A 21178-nucleotide genomic window follows, 5' to 3' on the forward strand; every position below is an offset into this window, starting at 1 on the left:
ATTGATGTCGAGATACGGCTGCGAGTCCCATTTAAAGGGACTTGAGGGGGGATGCCTGGTGCGGTGAGAAATTTCATGGTGGATATATTAAACATCTGGCCGGGCGGCCGGATAGCAGAAGGGGCCCACAGGGCCCCTTGTCGACTCAGGCGTTCAGGATGAAACGTTCGATCACCTGGGCGACCCCGTCTTCATCGTTGCGCCCCGTGGTGTGCTGTGCCAGCGCCTTGATCTCGTCGGTGGCGTTGCCCATGGCGACCCCGAGTCCGGCGTAGGCGATCATGTGGTGATCGTTGCCCGCATCTCCCACCGCGATCACCTGGGAGGCATCCAGCCCCAGGTGCTCGGCCAGGGCGGCGACGCCGGTGCCCTTGTTGCTGCACTTGTTCATGAACTCGAGGAAATAGGGTGCGCTGCGCACCACGGTATAGCGCTCGTGGAGTTCGGTGGGCAGCTGGGCGATGGCACGGGAGAGCAGGGGCTCTGGGTCAATCATCATCACCTTCATGATCTGCTCGTCGTCGGGCAGGGTGGCGAAGTCCACCAGGTTGATGGGTTGACCGATGAGGCGGGATTCGTGCTCGGTGTAGGGGCTGATCCTGGGGCTGATGAGCCCCTGGCGGACGGAGAAGCCGTGGATGTTCACCCCCAGCTCACAGGCCAGGTGGGCGATGGCACGGGCGTCGCTGCCGGTCAGCAACTGGCTGCGGATGATGCGTTGCTCGGACACCTGCTGCACCAGGGCGCCGTTGTAGCAGATGACGTAGTCATCCTGGCCGGTGAGGCCCAGCTCGGTCAGGGCGGCGGTCATGCCTTCCAGCGGGCGGCCGGAGGCTAGCACCACGGTCACGCCCCTGGCGCGGGCTGCCGCGATGGCGGCCTGGGTGCGGGGGGAGATTCGGCCCTCTGGGGTCAGCAGGGTGCCATCCATATCCAATGCGATCAGCTTGTACATCTTCTCACTACCTGAGTCTGGCCGGCCCGCCCGATGGGGCCATGGGGAGGCCGAGTGTAGCGAAAATCGCCGCCGGGATCACGCCGCCTGCCGACGCGGGGGCACGTTGCCCCTCAGCGCTGGCCCTGGTAGGGGGTCAGTTGCAGCTGATCTTCCCGGATGGCGAAGTGGATGGGGCCGTGCTCGATGTCGACCCTGTTGTGGTGGTGGGCCATCTCCACCTCGACGCCGGGGAAGAGGCGCTGGGTGGCGATGATGTCCATGTTGGCCATGAGCGCCTGCAGCTCCCGCTGCGCCTCGGCGAGCTGCTCGTCCAGGCTCTTGCTCTCGTCGAACTGGCGGGTGCGCAGCGCCTTGATCTTCTGCAGGGTCTCGGGATTGCGCTTGTCACGAGGCAGTTGCAGCAGCCGCAGGATGAGATCCTGCAGCTTGTCTATCTGCTCGGCGCAGGTCTGTTTGCGCTGGCGCAGCGCCAGCTCCTGCTCCTTCTGGCTGAAATAGCCACCGAGGATCTGCAACCGGGTCCGATTGGCCGCCGAGGCTCCGAGCACCGGTGCCATGATGAGCCGGTTGGCGATGTTGATGCCGCCGATGAGGTGCCCCTTGCGCATGGCGCTGTCCCCCACCTTGAGATCCTGGCCGCTGCGGCAATAGCAGTGACTGAGCTGGCTCAGGATATGGATGTCGCCATCGGCCTCCAGCCTGGCGTACTGGGCATAGCTGGCGTGGATCTCCCCTCCGGCGTTGAGGTGGCAGAGGTATTCGTCGTCCGCCAGCTTGCGCCCTATGATGCCGTTGCGCACCGTGATGGTGCCGCCGGATTCGATGTAGCCGCCCTCGACGAAGCCGCCGATCACCACGTCCCCGCTGGTCTTGACGCGCATGCCGGGCATGACGTCCCCGGTGACCAGCAGGGATCCCTCGAACTCGACGTGGCCGTGGCGGATGTCGACCTGCTTGACGTTGAGTACCTCGTCGACCCGCATCCCGGCACGCTCCTGACAGGGGAGTCCCGGGCGTGTCGCCAGCAGCAGGTCCGGATCCTCGGGGGAGAGGCAGGTGCCGTCACCCGGCGTCATGGCGCTCTCCTTGCCGTGGCGGGCGGTGAGGGTCTGGCCCGTCACGGTGAAGCCGTCGATGCCCTGGGTGGCGGGGTGCCTGCGCATCAGCAACGCCCCCGCCTTGACGGTGAGCAGGGTGCCGAGGTCGCGCATGTCCACCTTGCCGTGATCCCGCTCCTGGGGTTTGAGGATCCGCTCGGCTGCGGTCTCCACCAGCCGCTCCAGACGGGTATCCAGGCCGTGCCTGGCGGCCTTGCCGAGGGCGATGACGGGATTGAGCTGGGCACCAGGGGCCGCCTCACCCGCTGCCTGGATGGCGGCGGCAAGCAGCCGCTCGCTCACCCCCTGCTTGACCGTGCTGGCCGCCAGGGCCTCCTGCAACTGGGCCAGGGTCAGGGGCTGGCCACCCCAGTCCGCGGTGATCTGCGCCCTGGCGCTCATCTGGTCCTTGTCCACCTGGATGAGCAGCCTGGCATCCTGGCGCCGGGCAATGGGGACTGGCGGATGCGCGGGGGCATCCGGCTCTGCGATGAGGGCGTTGAGCAGGGTGACGGCTTCGCGGATCCCCTCGCCGAGGGGTTCGTAGCGCCGACAGTTGGAGAGTCGCAGCAGGGCCAGGACGTCGCTTTCCTGGATGGGCTCGGTGAGGCCCGGGGTGATGCGCAGGCAGACATAGCTCATGTCGGCCGACAGCTGAAACCACGCTTTGCTTAACACCGGGCCCTCCTTCGTTGTCCCTGTCCGGTTTGCCCCATGCCGGGGCCTCTCCTTGCCGGCATCCAATGCCGCCGGGGCGGATCCAACGCGCAGTATTCGGGTATTTTTCCTTCCGGGTCAACGATCTGAATGCAAATGGGTGAGCCGGGTTGAGGAAATATCGGCTGACGGGAGAGGGGCAGAGCCGGCCATGCCATGGGCTCCATTGCAGTTTTTTAGCGCAATATGCTGACTTTTTATGCTTTCGCTATCCAGAGTGTCCATCACATTGAGAGAGGCGATGCAAATCACCTTGCCAGGCAGGAAGAGAAGGATTTTAATCTGCCGCCGCCCCAGGGCGAGGACCCTGGTCGCCATCGATCAGCCCCTTTTTCTGTCCAACCGAACGAGCCCCATGACCGCCCAAGGCCACCTGCTGTTTTCCGTCACCTGCGTCCTGCTTGCCCACAAGGTCGGGCTGACTCCGGCCCTGGCCGATGCCAGCCTGTGGCACATCGTCCCCATGGCCCTGGCGAGCGCCCTGCTGCCGGATCTCGATCACCCCCGTTCCCTGCTCGGGCGGCAACTGCCCTGGATCTCGGGGCCGCTCTCCCGGCTGTTCGGCCATCGCGGCTTCACCCACAGCCTGCTGGCGGTGGGGATGGGGGTCTGGGGGCTGGCCCAGGTGGAAGCCCCCTGGTTGCTGTCGGGGGCGGTGAAGGATGCTCTCATCGTGGGCTATCTCAGCCATCTGCTGGGGGACTGGCTCACCCCCATGGGCATTCCCCTGCTCTGGCCCTGGCGTCGGCGCTTTCGCCTGCCCGGCTTGCCCCTCAAGAGCGGCGGGGGCTACGAGAGGGCCTTCTGCCTGCTGACCCTGGCGCTCGCCGGGTACTGGGTCCATGGCGGCGCAGGCTTGGCTCACTTCTAGCCCCGGGCGCCCTCCTGGCATCTGGCCGTTCGGGTCAGGGTGAGGTAATCGGCGAGCACCGGCAGCCCCAGCAGGTGGCGGCGCAGCATGTCGAGGGCGGCGAACGCGAGGATCCGGCGACCGCTCGCGGGATCCGGGTGGCTGACCCTGAGCGTCTGGCCGTGCAGTTGCCCGTCGGCGCAGAGCAGCAGCGGCACGCCGTCCGGCCCGGCACGGCCTATGGTGAGGCTCAGGGGGGCGGCGGGCACTGCCAGTTGAGTGAGGTCGTCGCTCAGGGTGTGGCTGAAGCCGGCGGTCAGGGCCGGGTGCCCGTGACACATGGCCAGCAGGGCGCCCCGGCTCTCCCCTTCCTGCAGGTGCAGCGACCGCTCCCCCAGCAGGGCCAGGATCTGGCTGGCAGGCGCCTCGTTGCCACGCCCCACCAGCCAGGGGGCGATGGCCGCAAGCAGCCTCGCCTCGGCGGCATCCATGTCGGCGGTGCTGGCACCGTGGCCGATGAGCTTGAGCTCGATGAGAGGCATGGAGGAGCGGTAGCCCAGCTCGATGTCGGCAGGCCAGGGGGCCGCATCCAGCATGTCGCTGAGGGCGGACTCCGAGACGCCGAAGGTGTAGAAACGGCGCAGCTCGGTGTCCGTCTCTTCCCCGGCCAGCACCTTGAGGCGGGGCATGATCTGTTCGCGCACCATCTGCTTGAACTCGAACGGCACGCCCGGGGTGAAGAAGAGCCGGCTCTGGCCGTGGCTGGCCGGGTGGCAGACCACAAAGCCGCAGGCGGTGCCCACCGGGTTGTCGAGGATCTCGCAGTCCCGGGGCAGCCAGGCCTGCTTGGTGTTGCTCCGGGCCATGGTGCGGCCCCGACTGGCATAGCGTTCGGCCATGGTGGCGAGCCAGTCCGGGAACAGGGTCAGGGGCTGGTCAAACGCCTCGGCCGCGGCCTGGGCGGTGAGGTCGTCCGCCGTGGGGCCGAGCCCCCCGCACACCAGTACCACCTCGGCGCGGTTGGCGCTCTCCTGCAGCACGGCTGTCAGATCCGCGAGGTTGTCCCCCACGGTGGCGCGGCGGCGCACCTGCCAGCCCTGCTCCAGCAAGAGGGCGCTGAGCCAGGCGGCATTGGTGTCCACCACCAGGCCGGTCACTATCTCGTCGCCTGTGCTGATGATCTCGATGCGCATGGGGACTCCTTGGGTGGGGCCAGCCCTCTCAGGGCTTGCCGTGTTCGAAGTAGTAGCTGATCCGGGTGCGGGGGTTGAGGTATTCGAACACCGCCGGGGGCAGGCGTTTGGGCTGGATCACCTTGGCGATGGTCAGCCCGGCCGCGTCGAGGTCGATGATGGCTGCCTCCTGGCGCGGAATGCGGGGGTCGTATACCAGCACGGCGGGGTAGAGCAGGCGGGAGGCGTTGACCGACATCACCAGCCCCACCTGGCCGTTGGAAAGCTGCACCACGCTACCCGGGGGGTAGACCCCCATCAGCCGGATCAGCATGCCGAGGTGATCGGCGTTGAACTGGGACTTGCGCTGCTTGTAAAGGCTGCCGAGGGCCGCGTAGGGCACCTTGGCCTCCAGGTGGCAGAGGTTGTCGTACTCGTTGATGAGGGAGACGATCTGGGTGAGGGGATCGAGCTGATCGCCCTTGAGCCCCTGGGGGCCGGTGCCGTCCAGGTACTCGTGGTGGTTCTGCACTATCTGCTTGGCCGCTTCCGGAAAATCGCTGACCAGCCCCAGCAGTTCCAGGCCGTAGCGGGGATGCTGGGCCATCAGGTTCTGCTCCGGCTTGGTCAGCGGCTCCGTCTTGCGCAGGATCTGGCTCGGGATCCTCAGCTTGCCGATGTCGTGGAACAGGGCCCCCATGCCGACCTGGCGGATCGCCTCGGCCGGCAACTTGCACTCCCGGGCGAGCAGCATGCTGAGCACGCTGACGTTGAGGGAGTGAAACTGCAGGCTGTTACCATCATCGCTGTCTGAGACCAGGTGCAGCACCATCTCGTCCACCGAGAGGAGCTGCTCCGTCATGGCGTTGATCAGCTCCTGGGCCTCGCTGATGGCGTTGAGGGGGCGGGACTGGATCTTGCCCATCAGGTTGCGCACCTGGGCCAGGGATTGGCGGAACTGTTTCTCGCACTGCTGCAGGTCGCGGCGATAGCGCTGCAACTGCTCGATGCGCCGCAGTTTCTCCTGCTGCATCTCCTCCTGGCGGGCGACGAGACCCTCTCCCTCAACCTCATCCGCCTGGGGCTGGGTCTGGCCGAGGGGCTTGGGCGGCGTGTCGCTCTTGTCGGGAATGATGGTCACCAGCTTGAGGCCAAGGCGACGAATGAGCTCGATCTCCTCCTCGCTCTTGAGCTTGAAGCTGGAGAACAGAAACGGGTGCTCACGCCATCCCAAAGGCAGGGAGACATAATTGCCGACTTGCAGCCGTTCTACGGAGATCTTGATTCCTGTCATGGGGTTGGGCACGAGGGACACACTGAGCCGTATGCTAGTCAAAGGGCGGGGTGAATACAAAAGGTATCTGATGACAGCGGGAGCGCTTTATTATAGGCTTCTAGATGTCCAGACATATTTACCGATGCAGTACAGGGAGTCAGCATGCCGATCAAGATCCCGGACCAGTTGCCCGCCGCCGAAGTGCTGGGGCAGGAGAACATCTTCGTGATGACGGAATCCCGGGCCGTCACCCAGAACATCCGCCCGCTGCGGGTGCTCATCCTCAATCTGATGCCCAAGAAGATAGAAACCGAGATCCAGCTGATGCGGATGCTCTCCAACTCGCCCTTGCAGGTGGACGTGGATCTGTTGCGCATCGACGATCGGGAGTCGAAAAACACGCCCCAGGCGCACCTGGAGAACTTCTATCACGACTTCGAGCAGGTGAGAGGCAACAACTACGACGGCATGATCATCACGGGGGCGCCGCTCGGGCTGGTGGAGTTCGAGGAGGTGGTCTATTGGCCCCGCATCGTCGAGATCATCGAGTGGTCCCATCAGCATGTCACCTCTACCCTCTTCCTCTGCTGGGCGGTGCAGGCGGCGCTGAAAGCCTTGTACGGCATGGAGAAGCAGACCCACGGCGAGAAGCTCTCCGGGGTCTATCGCCACCACCGCCTCGACGAGCACGAGGCGCTGCTGCGCGGCTTCGATGACGAATTCGTGGCGCCCCACTCCCGCTATGCGGCCTTCGACGGGGATCTCATCCGCGCCCACACCGATCTGCAGATCTTCGCCGAGTCGGAAGAGGCGGGCGTCTATCTGGCCGCCACCAAGGATTGTCGCCAGGTGTTCGTCACCGGCCATCCGGAATATGACGCCCTGACCCTGGATGGGGAATACCGGCGGGATCTGGCGGCCGGGCTCACCCCCGTCATTCCGGTCAACTATTACCCGAACAACGACCCAAGCCAGACCCCGCGCGCCACCTGGCGAAGCCACGGTCACCTGCTGTTTTCCAACTGGCTCAACTATTACGTCTACCAGTTGACCAGCTACAAGGTGGAAGACATCGGCAAGGTCTTTACCTACCAGCAGCCCAAGGGATAGAGCCCATCAGTCCGCTCCGGCCAGCCGCCGCCCACGGGTATCGAGCCAGTGACGGTGGCAGGCCAGGGTGAAGGCCCGTGGCCGTCTGGCCCGGATGAGGGTCATGGCCTCCTGCTGGGGCAGCCCCTGGGTCATCAGCAGCAGGGCGGCCGCCAGCCCGGTACGCCCGCTTCCTCCGTGGCAGTGAATGGCAAGGTGCCGTCCCTCGCGCAGCAGGGCGAGCAGTCGGGGTTGCACCCCGGGCCAGGCCTGTTCGAAGGCGGCATCCGGTGCCTCGTCATCCGCAATGGGCAGATGGAACCAGCTCATGCCTCTGGCCTGCACCAGCTGCCCGAGAGAGAGGGGCCCGCACAGGGCCAGCTCCTCCACCGTCATCAGGGTCAGCACTCCGCCGGCACCGGCCAGCTGCAACTGGGCAAGGGCGTCGGCCATGGGGACCTGCTGGCTGCCGGGGCAGGGGGTGAGCAGGAGCTGGCCGTCGAGCCGTGGAACGTCCAGGCTCCAGAAGGGATGGGCACTGAGCATGGGGTTCCTCGTGGTGGTCGGGGTCAACGGGATCGGCATCCCGCGGGTGCGGCACAGCATAGAGGGGCCGGAGGCGATGTCAATCTGCGTTGTGTTCGGCCCGGTTTACGGGCAGAGTCTAAAAAAATCGAGTGATGCAAGGAGTAAAGATGAGAAACCTGGATCAACTGGACTTGGACATCCTGGCCCATCTGTTTCGCGATGCGGGCATGACCAACAAGGATTTGGCGGCCCTGGTCGGGGTGGCGCCGTCCACCTGTCTGGAGCGGGTGCGCAAGCTGCAGCAGGATGGCGTGCTCAAGGGGGCGCACTGCGAGGTGGATTACCAGGCCCTGGGCGGTCACATCCAGGCCATGGTCTCCTTGCAACTGGCCCGTCACAGCCGCCAGATCATCGATGCGTTTCGCGACGCCATCCTGGCCCTGCCCGAGGTGATCAGCCTGTTCCACATGGGCGGCAAGGATGATTTCCTGGTGCACCTGTGCGTCTCCGATACCGAACACCTGCGCAATTTCGTCTTCGATCACTTCACCTCCCGGGAAGAGGTGGTGCACCTCGAGACCTCCCTGGTGTTCGAGCACAGGTTCAGCCGCTCGCTTCCCTGCTTCCCCCACCCCTGACGGGGCTAGCCGCAAGAAAAAACCGCCCGAGGGCGGTTTTTTTGTGGGCGATTCCTCAGTTGAGAGCCAGCCGGCTGTCCTGCGCCGTCCGGTAGAGCCCCTGCTGATAGGCCAGGCTGCCCCACAGGACCAGCCCCAGGGCGGCATCCTTCATGGTGTCCGGCTGCTGCGCCGGGGTGAGCGTTTCGGTCGCATCCTCGTAGATGAAGCCTTCCGGCGCCCGCTCGGGCTGCAGGATCACCACATCCCTGCCACGCATCAGGGCGAAGTTCTTGTCGTACTGCATGATGGCGCGCCCAGGCCAGTCGGCGGGCATGCGGGTGAGATCCTTGCCCAGCATGGGGTAGTCGGCACTGATGCCCATGAGGGAGAGCAGGGTCGGGGCCATGTCGATCTGGCTGACGATGCGAGGGTCCTTTCTCGGTGCTATGCCGTCCCCCAGGATGACCCCCGGGATGTGGAAGCGGGGGATGGGCACCAGGCTGGCTCCCCCGACCCGGCTGTCGTGATCGGCGATGACCAGGAACAGGGTGTCCTGCCAGTAGTCCGATGCCCTGGCCTTCTTGAAGAACTCGCCGACGGCGTAGTCCGCGTACTTGGCGGCGTTGTTGCGGGTCTGCTTGGGCTGCTCGTACAGGGCGATGCGGTTGTCGGGGAATTCGAAGGGATCGTGGTTGCTGGAGCTGAACACCAGGCTGAAGAAGGGTTTGCCCTCCTTGTGCAGCGCCGCGAAGGTCTCGTTGGCCTTGGCCATCAGATCTTCATCCGAGGCGCCCCAGGATCCCTCGAACACCGGGTTCTTGAAGTCCTTCTGCTCGACGATGGTGGTGAAGCCATTGCCGAGGAAGAAGCTGCGCATGTTGTCGAAGTGGCTCTCGCCACCATAGATGAAGCTGGTGTCATAGCCTCGCTGCTTGAGCAGGTCGGCGATGGTGAAGAAGTTGGTCTGGCTCTTGCCGAGCTTGACCACGGCCTGGGCCGGGGTCGGCGTGAAGCCGGTGAGCACCGCCTCGATGCCGCGTACCGAACGGGTACCGGTGGCGTAGAGCTGCTCGAACGCCCAACCCTCTTTCGACAAGGCATCGATGTTCGGGGTGAGCGGCAGGCCGCCGAGGGAGCCGACGAACTGGGCCCCCAGACTCTCTTGCAGCAGGATCACCAGGTTTTTGGGCTTGCCCTGGTAGCTGGCCGTGTTGAAGGTCTGGCTCGGCAGATCGGCAGAGGTGAAATCGCCGAGAGGGCGACCGCTCTCCTCGCGGACTATGTCGAGTACCTGATGGTCAGCCATCTTGCCGTAAAACTGGCTGGCGTCCTCCTCGGCCCCCATCTGCTTGATGGCAAAGAAGAGGGAGTAGGCGGAGTTGACGGTGAGGGCGTTGACCAGGGGATCGTCGGCAAAGGCCACCATGGCCGGATTCAGGGCGCGATGGCCGAGACTGGAGCGGGCGCCGAGGAAGCCGACGGCGAGGATCAGCAGGGCGAAGGCGGGGCGCCAGTACCAGCGGGGGAAGCTTAGGTCACGCACCAGGCGGCCGCTCAGCCACCAGCCACCGCCCAGCACGGCGCCGCTGAAGATCACGGCCAGCAGCAGCTCGCCCTTGCGGCCAGCCCACAGCATGGAGAGCACCTCCTTCGGATAGATGAGGTACTCCACATAGAGGCGGTTGGGGCGCACCCCGTATTCGGTGACGAAGGCGGGAGTGGAGATCTCGAGAAAGAGCATCAGCCAGAGCCCCAGGGTGAGCCAGATCCGGATAAGCTGCATCCAGAGCCGCCCCGGCGCGTGGGGCCCGGCCAGCAACTGGGTCAAGACGGCGGGTACGCCCCAGACCCAGCAGAGGGTGGCGACGTCGACGCGAATGCCTTGCAGCAGCATCTCCTGCCAGCCAGAGACGGCATCCACCCGTTCCAGTTGCCAGAGCCCCAGGCCAAGGCGGCTGACAGTCAGGGAGATGAGCGCGATCAATGAAAAGACGGCGATGGGCCAAACCGGTCCCAGCCATTGTTTGATGGTGGTCATATTGTTCCTGCAAACCTGTTTGCGCCCAGTCCCCGGGCGCATTGTTGTTATGGTGCAGGAGTATGACAGTGGCGCCTGGCAAAGGTTGCATGGGCATGGGGTATAAATGGAGAAGTTGGCACGTTTTATGATTTTTTTTGTGACGGGATGCAGGGTTCGAAGAGAGCATAAAACGCTGGGGAAACTGTGATCCTGCTGGCACATCGAGACAATGGTCGTGCCTATAATGGCGCCGGATTTCTCAATCGGAGCCGAAGGGATGCCGGTCTTCATCGATGTGGAATATATGCAGGGCTGGTCTCTGTTCGTGGTGCTCTCCGACGGCACCACAGGCGTGCTGGATCTCACCCCCTGGCGCGGCCAGCCGCTGTTTGCGGCCATGGAGACCGAGCGTCGCTTCGCCCGTGTCTTCATCGATCATCGCCATCAACTGGCATGGCCCTCGGGCTTCACCCTGGCGGCCCACGAGGTCTACCACCTGATCCTGCCCATCGACGAGCGCGCCGCCTTCCCCGATCGCAACATGCATCGCTTCTGACATGCTAACTCGTTGAGTCAGGTAACGTTTTCAGTCACAGACCCGCGTCGGTCAGGTCGTTATCATGACCCCAGTGCGGCGCTTTGGGCGCCCATCCACCACAGCGGGAACATAACAATGAAACAAGGAACGTTGCGTCGTGGCGGCCTCATCGGGGCCGCCCTGTTACTGACGGCTTGCGGCAGCGGGGGAGGCGGTGGCAGCAGTGACCCCCGGCCTCCGGTGGTCAATCCTCCCCCCGCTTCGGCCAGCCGCGCCTGCTACGGCAATGATCAGCCAGCCTGCAACCTGCGCACCTACCAGGTGATGGTGGAGTCCTTCGTCGACGGCGACGGCAGCGCCAACTACGGCGTCGGCTACGGCCCCTCCCGGCACAACGGCGATCTGCAGGGGATCATCGACAGCCTCGACCACATCAAGAGCCTCAACGTCAACGCCATCTGGCTGACCCCGGTGTTTGACTCCTGCGCCGGCCAGGCCGGGGACGACCGGCTGGATGCCACCGGCTACTTCGCCTGTGACTTCTTCAACGTGGATCCCAACTTCGGCAGCAACGCCCAGCTTAAAAAACTGGTGGACGGGGCGCACCAGCGCGGGCTCTATGTCTTCCTCGACGGGGTGTTCGGCCACGTCAACAAGGTGGGGGTGAGCAAGCCTTCACCAGAGGGGCGGCTGCCAGCCCTCAAGAGCGGCGGCGCAGGCTACCCGGGTCAGCTGGTGGATTACGGCCAGCCCGAGAGTCTGGCCTACTTCAAGGAGGTGGCCCGTTACTGGGTCGAGCAGTACGGCATCGACGGCTGGCGCCTCGATCAGGCTTATCAGTTGGGGCTGGGTGACTGGCGCGCCATTCGCAGCGAGGTGGCGCAGGCCAGCGCGGCGCGCAAGGCCGCCGGCCAGCAGTGGGGCACCCTCGGCTACATGGTGGGGGAAGTGTGGAAGGGCGCCGACGAGATCCGCGCCCAGGCCTATGGCCCGAGCGACAACCCGGCGCTCTCTTCGGCGTTCGACTTCCCCCTGCGCTACGGCCTGGTACAGGCGCTGGCGGTGGAAGAGTCCGGCAAGGGCGGGCAAGGGGCCAGCGTGCTCGACGCCAGCTGGAACAAGGTGGATAACTACCCGGACCACGCCATGCCCAACCTGATGCTGGGCAACCACGACCTGGTGCGCTTCGGCGATCTGCTGGAGCGGGGCAACTTCAATGGGGCGGACTACTGGCAACGCCACAAGGCGGCCTTCAGCTTCATGGCCGCCCGCTCCGGTCCCATTACCTTCTACTATGGCGAGGAGTTTGGCGACGAGGTGCCTGGCTTTGCCAGTCAGGTGGGGGGCGACTGTGCGGCCCAGGGGCTCTGCGATGATCACGTGGCCCGCAGCGATGGCAAGGTTCCCGGTGTCACCGGCTTCGTGCCGAGCAGCGAGCAGGCCGAGCTCAAGCAGTGGCTGAGCGATCTGCTGGCCTTGCGCGCCGGGCACCCGGCCCTCTATCAGGGGGAGCGGGTCAAGCTGGTGGCCGAGGGGAGCATCTATGGCGACATCAAGCAGACGGCTGGCGAGCAAGTAGTCTACCTGCTCAACGTCTCCACCACGCCCCAGAGTTACGCCGTGCCGGTCGGCAAGCTGCGCAGCGGCAGCGCCCTGGTGGATCTGCAGAGTGGCGAGAACCTGGCCATCGGTGGCAGCAGCGTGACGGTGGACTTGCCGCCCCTCACCGGCCGCTTCCTGCTGGTGCGCTGAGGGAGGCAGACAACAGAAAGGGCTCCATAGTGGAGCCCTTTTTCATGGTGGCGGCTTACTTCTCGATGCCGCTGCCCAGATCGTCCCGGCGGGAAGAGACCGAGGGCTCGGCCCCGTGGCGCCAGTGTTCCAGCCGATTGTGCACCCCGCGGCGCAGGCTCTTGAAGCTGGCTTCCAGGTAGTCCACCCCCACCAGGATGGAGAGGGTGACGACGGTGAGCAGCAGCGCCTGATGCAGCATGTCCATGCCGATGAGGGCGCCGAGGGCGGCCAGCATCCAGATGGCGGCGGCGGAGGTCACCCCCAGCACCTGACCATCCCGGGTCATCATGACCCCGGCCCCGAGAAAGCCGACCCCGGTGATGAGCTGACCCAGCACCCGCGCCTGATCGGCGCCCTGAGGACTGACGGCGGCGCCGATGGCGAGAAAACAGTAGGTGCCGAGCACGATGAGGGAAGAGGTGCGGATCCCCACCGGCTTGCCGCGAAGCTGCCGCTCCAGCCCCACCAGGGTGCCACACACCAGACAGACCAGGATGTTCTCCCAGCCAAGGGGCGCGATGTCCCACCACTGCATTGTCATCATATCCACCTCTGCTCGCGATGCTTGTTATCCTGTCGCGCTCTGCCCCCGGTTCTCCAGCCGCTGGCGGAAGGCCCGGGCGAGGCGCTCGTAGAGGTCCTTTGCCTCCCTGTCTTCAATATCGCCACGTATCCAGGGGTTGTCGATGATTTCCAGCAACACGCAGCCCTGACCCTGCTGGCGCAGATCCACCCCGAACAGGCCGTTGCCGAGCTGGTGCACGGCGCGGCGGGCGGTTTGCAGCACCCGCTCCGGCACTTCACTGAGGGGCAGCGCCTCGATGCGGCTCATGTCGAGGGGGTGTTTGCGGCGACGGATGCGGTTGCCGGGTTCGGGTCGGTAGCGGCGGCAGGCGAACAGCGGCGAGCCGTCGAGAAAGCCGATGCGCCAGTCGAACTCGGCAGGGATCCGGCTCTGGACCAGCAGCAGGGCGGAGCGGGCCAGCCCCTCGTCCAGCAGGCGGGCGAGCTGGATGTCATCGCTGGCCATGGCGAGGTCGCGCCCCTGGGCGCCGTCGGGGATCTTCACCATCAGCGGCAGACCGAGGCGCTGCACCAGTTCGTCCACATGCTGGCGGCCGCGGCGGGTCACGACGGTGGTGGGGGGCATGGGCACGCCGCTGCGCACCATCAGCTCGTAGAGATAGAGCTTGTTGCTGCAGGCGAGGATGGCACGGGAGCTGTCGATGACCGGCATCTTGAGCTGCTCGGCACGGCGGGCAAACTCGAAGGTGTAGTGACCGACCGCGGTCTCGGCGCGCAGCCAGAGGGTGTCGAACTCCGGCAACCGCTCGATGGCCGAGGGAGGCAGGATCTCGGCCTGGATCCCCTGGGCAGCGGCCGCCTTGATGAAACGCTCCAGCGCCAGGGCATCGCTGCTGGCGCGGCCGTCGTTGGGGTCGACCAGGATGGCGAGCTGGTAGCGTGGCGCCGTCTGCTCCTCGTCCCCCGTGCCCACCAGCGCCTGGGCGTGCTGCACCATCAGCGCCTTCTCGCTCGGGCTCAGCGCCAGCGGTGACAGGCTCTCCTGCTGGCGCACCGACCAGCCGTGGCGACCGCGCTTGAGGGTCAGCTCCTGCAGCGGCAACTGGCTCAGGCCGTAGTAATAGCGGGCGAGCCCCGCCAGCTCGCTCTGTTCGCACTGGCCGAAGATGGCGCGCACCCGGATCCTGTCTTCGCTCTGCTGGGCCAGCCAGCCCTGCAATTTGCGCCACAGCTTGGCGGGAGGCTGCTGGGGTTGCAGCCTGCTGATGGCCTGCAATCCCGGCAGGCAGTGGTGGCCGCGGGCCTGGGCCAGCAGGGAGCAGTAATAACCGGCCCCCAGGTGTTCCAGGCTGCGGCAGAGGTTGATGATGCGCGGACGCCCCCCTGTGGTGGGCAGACCGTGTTGCAGGTAGGTGCGGGCGGTCAGCAGATAGTCGGCATGGCAGGGCCAGTCGCCCGGCTCCTCGACGATGACATAGGTACTCATTTTTTCAGGCTCCACAGAAAGGACTGCCAGAAACGGCAGGATCCCCAGTGGGCTTCGATGCACCGACAAGCACGACAATGGCGCGAGGGGAAACAAGAGGTTACAGTGCCTAATATTCTGCCTTGGTAACTTGTGATACAAGTCGCATTTCTGGTGCTGAGGATAAATAACCGAACAAGGACTCCCCGTGTTGACCGTGCGCGCCGCCCGAGCCGATGATTTGGGCGCCATCGTGAAGCTGGAACGCTACTGTTTTCCCCCCGAGGTCGCCTTCGGCCGCAGCCGCTGGCACTATCTGCTCAATCAGGCCAAGGGGCGCACCCTGCTGCTGCAAGACGAGAAGGCGCAGGTGATGGGCTATTTGAGCGTGCTGGAGCACAAAGGCTGGGATCGTCTCATCATCCAGACCCTCGCCATCCGCTGGACCGTCCGCCGTCAGGGGTGGGCACGCCGCCTGCTGGAGCAGGTGATCCGGGAAGGGCGCGAGGCCGGCTGGGGGGCGATTCGCCTCGAGGTCGCCGACGCCAACCCAGAAGCCAGGACCCTCTATCAGGGGCTGGGGTTTCGCCCCGGGGTACGGCTGCCCGATTATTACGGGCCCGGCCAGCATGCCCACCGCCTGGTGCTGGCGCTGGGGGATGAGCGGCAGGAGCCATCATGAGTTGCGAGGATTGCCTGGCTACGGCCATCAGGGCCAAGCTCGGGCGCTGCCCGGTCTGTGCCGCCCAGACCTTTCTCATCGGGGTCGTCGGCTGGTTGGTCTGGTGGTGGTGCGGCGCCGATACCTCGGTCAACGCCCTGACCGGCCTGCTGTTTGCGCTGGGGGGCTCGGGTCTCTTCCTGCTGCATCTGGCGGTGTTCGCATGGCGAAAGCTGGGCAAACGCGACATATAACGTGCTGATTTTTCAAGAAGACAAATAACAATGGAGGTTCACATGATTGCAATGGTAACGGGCGCCTCGTCCGGCTTTGGCGAGGCCATCAGCCGCCTGCTGGTGAGCGCAGGCCACCGGGTGATCGGCACCGGGCGTCGCGGCGAACGGCTGGCCGCCCTGACCGAGGAGCTGGGCGAGCAGTTCCTGCCCCTGGTGTTCGATGTCCAGGACAAGGCTGCCACCCGCGCCGCCATCGAGGCGCTGCCGACCGAATGGCAACAGGTGGACCTGCTGGTCAACAACGCCGGCCTGGCACTGGGGCTGGAGCCTGCCCACAAGGCGGATCTGGAAGACTGGGAGCAGATGATTGCCACCAACATCAGCGGCCTGGCTCTGATCACCCGGTTGCTGTTGCCGGGCATGGTGGCGCGCAACCGCGGCCACGTCATCAACATCGGCTCCATCGCAGGGACCTACCCTTATCCGGGCGGCAACGTCTACGGCGCGACCAAGGCGTTCGTGAAGCAGTTCAGCCTCAACCTGCGTGCGGATCTGGCGGGCACGGCGGTGCGTGTCACCAACGTGGAGCCCGGCCTGTGTGGCGGCACCGAGTTCTCCAACGTGCGCTTCCACGGCGACGACGCCAAGGCGGCCACCGTCTATCAGGGGGTGCAGGCCATCCTGCCGGAAGACATCGCCAATACCGTACTCTGGATCAGCGAGCAGCCCGCCCACGTCAACATCAACAGCATCGAGATCATGCCGGTGGCCCAGACCTTCGGTCCGCTCCACATCAGCCGTCGCTGATGTCATGACGAGCCGACTTCTGTCCACAAGAGGCGCCTTCGGGCGCCTTTTTTGATGGATCTGGTCGCACTCGTCATGGAGTGCAGAAGGAGGCGTGCTGTGACCCCGTGCTGAACCATCGGAAGAGGGGGGTACTCAAGTTGGCCTGCAATTTGCTGTCTCCGGCCCATGGCGGGGAACCCGTCCCCGGAGCCGGCGAGGCCGGCAGTGAGCGTGGAGCCTTCATGGATATCAAACCCTATGGTCATCAACTCGCCCAGAGCGCGTCCCAGAACCGTGCCCTGGCGACCCTCAGCGACAGCGACGACAAGCAGAGCGGCTGGTCTCAGCAGGTCAGCCTCTCCAGTCAGGTGCTGACCGGCAAGGCGCAGCAGGCGCTGACCTACGAGCATCTGGCCAGGAACGGCAAGAACACAGTCCTGACCGGTGGCGTCAAGGATGCGCGGGTGCAGCAGATGGTGGACAAGGCCCTGGGCTTTGATCGCAAAAAATTTGACGATCTCGAGCGTCAGCTCAAGGGGATAGCGGATGACAAGACGCTCTCTGCCGAGGAGCGCGAAACGCAGAGCAAGGACCTGGCCGCGCAGCGCGATGCCATGCTCAAGGAGGCCATGGATCGCCTCACCGGCAAATCCGCCTCCCAGGCATGATGTGATTCAAACGGCAATCCTTGGGCGTTAAAGGCAAGGGGTTGCCCCCTTGCCACGGGGCTGGCAGGCCGTGGTCAGGGCTCAGGGACTCTGGGGGGCGATCCCGATGGCGATGGCGGTGGTCTGCACGGCCTTGATCTGGTCCCCCTTGGCGATGAGGGCGAACTGGGCCGGATCCTGCACCTTGAGGGTCAGGGTATGGTCAACCCCCTTGACCCGGATGGTCTGGTGCGCCTTGTCCACGTCGATGACATCGGCATAGATGGTTACCTGCATGCCGGCGCCGGCTGCGGGTTTCTCCCCGGCGGCCGCCTTGCCCCCTTCTACTTCCACCACCCGTTTTCTCACCCCGGCGGTGCCCTTGAGCAGGGTCAGGTCCAGCAGTTGCAGATATCTCAAGGCCACGACATCTCCCACCTTGAGCTGGGGAAGGTTGGTCACCTCCTCCCCGGCGATCAGATCCAGGGTCTGCCCTTCGGCATTTTTCAGGCTGACCTTGCGGGTGGCCAGGTCGATGGCGGTGACGGTTGCCCTGGCCGTCAGTTCTTCGGCCAGGCTGGCTTGTCCGGGGGCCACGGCCACATGGGTGGTGACCTCGGCGGCATAGAGCGGGGGAGGGGCACAGAGGGTGAGGGCACCCGCAATCCAGGCGTGCTTCAGTTTCATGATAGAGACCCTGTGAGTGGGAAAGGGACCCCGGGAGGGGCTTGAGGGGGCGACGAACTCGTCTTCCCGCTATCACCATAGCAAAGCCGGGCAGGAGCGCCCGGCATCGGCAGGCTGGCATCGTATTTTTGACGACAGGCTCCCGTTTTTGACCTGATGGCACGGCAGGCGCACAATTCCCCGGCATGCAATCAACCGAGGGCTCTGCCGTGTACAACTTCCAATATGCCAATCCCACCCGCATCTGCTTTGGTGAAGGCCAGATCGCCAGGCTGCCCGAGCTGATCCCGGCCGGCAGCCGTCTGCTGGTGCTCTACGGGGGGGGCAGCATCAAGCAGAACGGGGTCTATGAGCAGTTGACCCAGGCGCTGGCGGGCCGGGAGTGGCTGGAGTTTCCCGGCATCGGCGCCAACCCCCAGTACGATCAGCTGATGGAGGCGGTGGCTCTGGTCAAGCGCGAGCGCATCGACTTCCTGCTGGCGGTGGGTGGTGGTTCCGTGGTGGATGGCACCAAGTTCGTGGCGGCGGCGGCCTGCTTCGAGGGGGATGACCCCTGGGAGATCCTGCGGGACAAGGCCTCCATCAAGGGGGCGCTGCCGCTCGGCTGTGTGCTGACCCTGCCGGCCACCGGTTCGGAGAGCAACCCCGCCGCCGTGGTGAGCCGGGGGGAGGCCAAGCTCTCCTTCTACAATCCGCTGGTGCAACCGGTGTTTGCGGTGCTGGATCCCGCCACCACCTACAGCCTTCCGCCGCGCCAGGTGGGCAACGGGGTGGTGGATGCCTTCGTCCACATCCTCGAGCAGTACCTCACCTTCCCGGTGGGGGGCGAGGTGCAGGACCGGCTGGCGGAAGGGCTGCTGCAGGTGCTGGTGGACAACGGTCCGCGCGCGCTGGCGGAGCCCACCAACTACCAGGTGCGCGCCAACCTGATGTGGGCGGCCAGCCTGGCGCTCAACGGCCTCATCGGTCGCGGCGTGCCCCAGGACTGGTCCACCCACGCCATCGGTCACCAGCTCACCGCCCTGCACGGGCTGGATCATGCCCAGAGTCTGGCGGTGGTGCTGCCCTCCCTGCTGCGGGAGCAATCGGCCCAGAAGCAGGAGAAGCTGGCCCAGTTCGCCGAGCGGGTATGGCACTCCAGCCGCGAGGACAAGGCGCTGCGCATCGAGGAGGCCATCATCCGCACCGAGCAGTTCTTCCAGCAGATGGGGGTGGGTACCCGGCTTGCCGACTACGGGCTGAACGAGAGCTGCATCCCCGGTATCTGCTCCAACCTCAAGCGTTTCGGGCTGACCGCCCTCGGGGAGCAGCAGGACATTGATCCCGACAAGGTAGCCAGGATCCTTTCCCACGCGCTTTAAGTCAGGGGACTCGCGCCTCGCAATCAGAGTGGCGTGGATCCTGTCTCTCGCACTCTGAGCATCTGGCCGCCAACCGGAAAAGAAAACGCCCCGATCATCGGGGCGTTTTGCAGGGTGTCGCCGGAGCACCGCCGTTTATCCGGCGCTGCGGTCCAGCTCGCGCTCCAGCGCTGCCGCCTTCTGGCGAGCCGGATAGGTGTTGAGTCGCTGCCAGTAGGCCTGCAGGTGCGGGAACTGGGCCAGCTGGCCGCTCTGGGCCAGCAGATCCACCAGGAAGGAGTTCAGGATGTCGGCGCCGGTGAGGCGATCGGCCACCAGGTAACGGCGGTTTGCCAGCACCTCATCGAGATAACCCAGCACCTTGGCGCACTCGGCTTTGGCGTAGTCCGGCAGGAAGCGCATCGGGCTGCCATCCTTGCGCACGAACATGTCGAGCAGCAGCGGCAGAATGCCGGAGCTCTCGGCGAAGTGGAGCCACTGCAGGTATTCGGGATACTCCGGGCTGTCGGTGGCCGGTGCCAGCCGTTCCGGAGCGTGGCGGGCGATCAGGTATTCGGTGATGGCACCGGATTCCGCCAGCACCCGGCCGTCAAACTCGATGACCGGCGACTTGCCGAGGGGGTGGACGGCCTTGAGCTCGGGCGGCGCCAGGAAGGTGGCGGCATCGCGCTGGTAGGCCTTGATCTGGTAGGGCAGGCCCAGCTCTTCAAGCAGCCAGATGATGCGCTGGGAGCGGGATTTGTTCAGGTGGTGCAGGACTATCATGGAAACCTCGACGCAGTGACGGAAGGCGGTGATACGCAGCGCCCCGGCAGCAGGTTCACTTATGGATGAAAAAGAGCGGGCGTGGTGCCCGCTCCTTCGTCGATTGACTCAGGCCTCCAGCGCCTGATCCAGATCCGCCAGTATGTCCTCGATGGCTTCGATCCCCACCGACAGCCGGATCATCTCAGGTTTCACTCCAGCCTTGGCCTGCTCCTCTTCGCTCAACTGGCGATGGGTGGTGGAGGCGGGATGGCAGGCCAGGGACTTGGCGTCGCCGATGTTGACCAGCCGCTTGAAGATCTTGAGGGCATCGTAGAAGCGCACGCCCGCCTCGTAGCCCTCCTTCAGACCGAAGGAGAGGATGGCCGAGGGGCGACCGGCCATGTACTTCTCCGCCAGCGGGTAGTGGGGGTGACCCGGCAGACCGGCGTAGCTGACCCAGGCCACCTTGGGGTGGTGCTTGAGGTGGTGGGCCACCCGCAGAGCGTTGTCCACGTGGCGCTCCATGCGCAGGCTCAGGGTTTCCAGCCCTTGCAGCAGCAGGAAGGCGTTCATCGGCGCTAGCGCCGCCCCGGTGTTGCGCAGCGGCACGGTGCGCACCCGTCCGATGAAGGCCGCCGGGCCGAAGGCCTCGGTGTAGACCACCCCGTGATAAGAAGGCTCGGGTTGGGTCAGCTGGGGGAAGCGCTCGGCGTGATCCGCCCAGGGGAACTTGCCCGAGTCGACGATGACGCCCCCCAGGGAGTTGCCGTGGCCGCCGACATATTTGGTCAGGCTGTGAACCACGATGTCGGCGCCGTGCTCGATGGGTTTGCACAAGACCGGAGTGGCGACCGTGTTGTCGACGATGAGCGGCACGCCGCGGGCGTGGGCGGCCTTGGCCAGGGCGGCGATATCGACGATGTTGCCCGCCGGGTTGCCGATGCTCTCGCAATAGACCGCCTTGGTCTTGTCGTCGATGAGGGCGGCGATGGCCTCGGCGCTGTCATCCTTGGCGAAGCGTACCTCGACCCCGAAGCTCGGCAGCATGTGGGCGAACAGGGTGTAGGTGCCGCCATAGAGTTGGGGGGTGGAGACGATGTTGTCACCGGCGGCGGTCAGCGCCTGGATGGCGTAGGTGATGGCGGCGGAACCTGCCGAGACCACCAGGGCGGCGATCCCCCCTTCAAGGGCGGCCATCCGCTGCTCCAGCACATCGTTGGTGGGGTTCATTATGCGGGTGTAGATGTTCCCCGGCACCGCCAGATTGAACAAGTCCGCCCCGTGCTGGGCGCTCTCGAACTCGTAGGCCACCGTCTGGTAGATGGGCACGGCAACGGCCTTGGTGGTGGGGTCGTTGGCAAAGCCGTGGTGCAGGGCCAGGGTCGCATCTTTCATCACACA

General features: G+C 65.2%; 21 protein-coding genes. 10 read left to right on the plus strand and 11 right to left on the minus strand.

The window, feature by feature from the left end; translation table 11 throughout:
- Window positions 1-145: 145 nt before the first annotated feature.
- Both yidA and AB5Y47_RS18305 read right to left on the minus strand, forming a co-directional pair.
- Window positions 146-955 carry a sugar-phosphatase gene (yidA, locus tag AB5Y47_RS18300; RefSeq protein WP_103243824.1) on the minus strand — a complete coding sequence of 270 codons (810 nt, stop codon included), beginning with the start codon at window positions 953-955 and terminating at the stop codon, window positions 146-148.
- Window positions 956-1068: 113 nt separating this feature from the next.
- Window positions 1069-2733 (minus strand): DUF342 domain-containing protein, encoded by a 1665-nt coding sequence (locus tag AB5Y47_RS18305; RefSeq protein WP_045523040.1) that lies wholly within the window; start codon window positions 2731-2733, stop codon window positions 1069-1071.
- Between the two features lie 394 nt (window positions 2734-3127).
- Here AB5Y47_RS18305 and AB5Y47_RS18310 point away from each other — a divergent pair, with 394 nt between their 5' ends.
- Window positions 3128-3643, plus strand: coding sequence for a metal-dependent hydrolase (locus AB5Y47_RS18310; protein ID WP_041214350.1), 516 nt, complete (start codon window positions 3128-3130; stop codon window positions 3641-3643).
- On the opposite strand, the gene AB5Y47_RS18315 is transcribed toward AB5Y47_RS18310, so the two are convergent.
- Window positions 3640-4815 carry a molybdopterin-binding protein gene (locus tag AB5Y47_RS18315; protein ID WP_319907336.1) on the minus strand — a complete coding sequence of 392 codons (1176 nt, stop codon included), beginning with the start codon at window positions 4813-4815 and terminating at the stop codon, window positions 3640-3642. The genes AB5Y47_RS18310 and AB5Y47_RS18315 overlap by 4 nt on opposite strands.
- A gap of 28 nt (window positions 4816-4843) precedes the next feature.
- Window positions 4844-6088 (minus strand): HD-GYP domain-containing protein, encoded by a 1245-nt coding sequence (locus tag AB5Y47_RS18320; protein ID WP_029313584.1) that lies wholly within the window; start codon window positions 6086-6088, stop codon window positions 4844-4846.
- A 144-nt stretch (window positions 6089-6232) separates the two neighbouring features.
- Between AB5Y47_RS18320 and metA the strand changes: the two genes are divergently transcribed.
- On the plus strand, window positions 6233-7180 hold the full coding sequence (metA, locus tag AB5Y47_RS18325) for a homoserine O-succinyltransferase (RefSeq protein WP_010672713.1): 948 nt from the start codon (window positions 6233-6235) through the stop codon (window positions 7178-7180).
- A gap of 6 nt (window positions 7181-7186) precedes the next feature.
- Here the strand turns inward: metA and AB5Y47_RS18330 are convergent, their stop codons facing one another.
- Window positions 7187-7705, minus strand: a complete 519-nt coding sequence (locus AB5Y47_RS18330; protein WP_010672714.1) for a tyrosine-protein phosphatase — start codon at window positions 7703-7705, stop codon at window positions 7187-7189.
- A gap of 149 nt (window positions 7706-7854) precedes the next feature.
- On the opposite strand from AB5Y47_RS18330, the gene AB5Y47_RS18335 reads away from it, so the two are divergent.
- On the plus strand, window positions 7855-8325 hold the full coding sequence (locus AB5Y47_RS18335) for an Lrp/AsnC family transcriptional regulator (protein ID WP_010672715.1): 471 nt from the start codon (window positions 7855-7857) through the stop codon (window positions 8323-8325).
- 55 nt (window positions 8326-8380) lie between these two features.
- On the opposite strand, the gene AB5Y47_RS18340 is transcribed toward AB5Y47_RS18335, so the two are convergent.
- Entirely contained in the window at window positions 8381-10345 is a 1965-nt protein-coding gene (locus AB5Y47_RS18340; RefSeq protein WP_279990207.1) for an LTA synthase family protein, read from the minus strand.
- Window positions 10346-10604: 259 nt separating this feature from the next.
- On the opposite strand from AB5Y47_RS18340, the gene AB5Y47_RS18345 reads away from it, so the two are divergent.
- On the plus strand, window positions 10605-10883 hold the full coding sequence (locus AB5Y47_RS18345) for a DUF2442 domain-containing protein (protein ID WP_043154040.1): 279 nt from the start codon (window positions 10605-10607) through the stop codon (window positions 10881-10883).
- A gap of 117 nt (window positions 10884-11000) precedes the next feature.
- The gene (locus tag AB5Y47_RS18350) at window positions 11001-12617 is read left to right on the plus strand and encodes an alpha-amylase family glycosyl hydrolase (RefSeq protein WP_368220483.1); all 1617 of its coding nucleotides are present in this window, start codon (window positions 11001-11003) and stop codon (window positions 12615-12617) included.
- 55 nt (window positions 12618-12672) lie between these two features.
- Here the strand turns inward: AB5Y47_RS18350 and AB5Y47_RS18355 are convergent, their stop codons facing one another.
- Both AB5Y47_RS18355 and AB5Y47_RS18360 read right to left on the minus strand, forming a co-directional pair.
- Window positions 12673-13203, minus strand: a complete 531-nt coding sequence (locus AB5Y47_RS18355) for an MgtC/SapB family protein (protein WP_039039793.1) — start codon at window positions 13201-13203, stop codon at window positions 12673-12675.
- Between the two features lie 24 nt (window positions 13204-13227).
- Window positions 13228-14670: a RimK family protein gene (locus AB5Y47_RS18360; protein ID WP_041212263.1), complete on the minus strand. Its 1443-nt coding sequence runs from the start codon at window positions 14668-14670 to the stop codon at window positions 13228-13230.
- A gap of 187 nt (window positions 14671-14857) precedes the next feature.
- On the opposite strand from AB5Y47_RS18360, the gene AB5Y47_RS18365 reads away from it, so the two are divergent.
- The 4 genes from AB5Y47_RS18365 to AB5Y47_RS18380 all read left to right on the plus strand — a co-directional run bounded on the left by AB5Y47_RS18365 (window position 14858) and on the right by AB5Y47_RS18380 (window position 17003).
- Window positions 14858-15331, plus strand: a complete 474-nt coding sequence (locus AB5Y47_RS18365) for a GNAT family N-acetyltransferase (RefSeq protein WP_124244417.1) — start codon at window positions 14858-14860, stop codon at window positions 15329-15331.
- A complete protein-coding gene (locus AB5Y47_RS18370; protein ID WP_041212265.1) occupies window positions 15328-15564 on the plus strand; it encodes a DUF3624 domain-containing protein in 237 nt (78 codons plus the stop codon). The genes AB5Y47_RS18365 and AB5Y47_RS18370 overlap by 4 nt, the downstream gene beginning before the upstream one ends.
- Window positions 15565-15606: 42 nt before the next feature.
- On the plus strand, window positions 15607-16353 hold the full coding sequence (locus AB5Y47_RS18375; RefSeq protein ID WP_124244416.1) for an SDR family oxidoreductase: 747 nt from the start codon (window positions 15607-15609) through the stop codon (window positions 16351-16353).
- Between the two features lie 224 nt (window positions 16354-16577).
- A complete protein-coding gene (locus tag AB5Y47_RS18380; protein ID WP_029313593.1) occupies window positions 16578-17003 on the plus strand; it encodes a hypothetical protein in 426 nt (141 codons plus the stop codon).
- 81 nt (window positions 17004-17084) lie between these two features.
- Here the strand turns inward: AB5Y47_RS18380 and AB5Y47_RS18385 are convergent, their stop codons facing one another.
- Complete coding sequence (locus AB5Y47_RS18385) at window positions 17085-17669, minus strand: hypothetical protein (protein WP_202044544.1); 585 nt, start codon at window positions 17667-17669, stop codon at window positions 17085-17087.
- Between the two features lie 185 nt (window positions 17670-17854).
- Between AB5Y47_RS18385 and AB5Y47_RS18390 the strand changes: the two genes are divergently transcribed.
- A complete protein-coding gene (locus AB5Y47_RS18390) occupies window positions 17855-19030 on the plus strand; it encodes an iron-containing alcohol dehydrogenase (RefSeq protein WP_261999001.1) in 1176 nt (391 codons plus the stop codon).
- A gap of 135 nt (window positions 19031-19165) precedes the next feature.
- On the opposite strand, the gene AB5Y47_RS18395 is transcribed toward AB5Y47_RS18390, so the two are convergent.
- Both AB5Y47_RS18395 and AB5Y47_RS18400 read right to left on the minus strand, forming a co-directional pair.
- Window positions 19166-19795, minus strand: a complete 630-nt coding sequence (locus AB5Y47_RS18395) for a glutathione S-transferase family protein (RefSeq protein ID WP_164884733.1) — start codon at window positions 19793-19795, stop codon at window positions 19166-19168.
- A 108-nt stretch (window positions 19796-19903) separates the two neighbouring features.
- Window positions 19904-21172, minus strand: a complete 1269-nt coding sequence (locus tag AB5Y47_RS18400; protein WP_010672728.1) for an O-acetylhomoserine aminocarboxypropyltransferase/cysteine synthase family protein — start codon at window positions 21170-21172, stop codon at window positions 19904-19906.
- Between the last annotated feature and the right edge of the window lie 6 nt (window positions 21173-21178).

Source organism: Aeromonas sp. R7-2 (genome assembly GCF_040908105.1).
GTDB classification, from domain to species: domain Bacteria; phylum Pseudomonadota; class Gammaproteobacteria; order Enterobacterales; family Aeromonadaceae; genus Aeromonas; species Aeromonas caviae.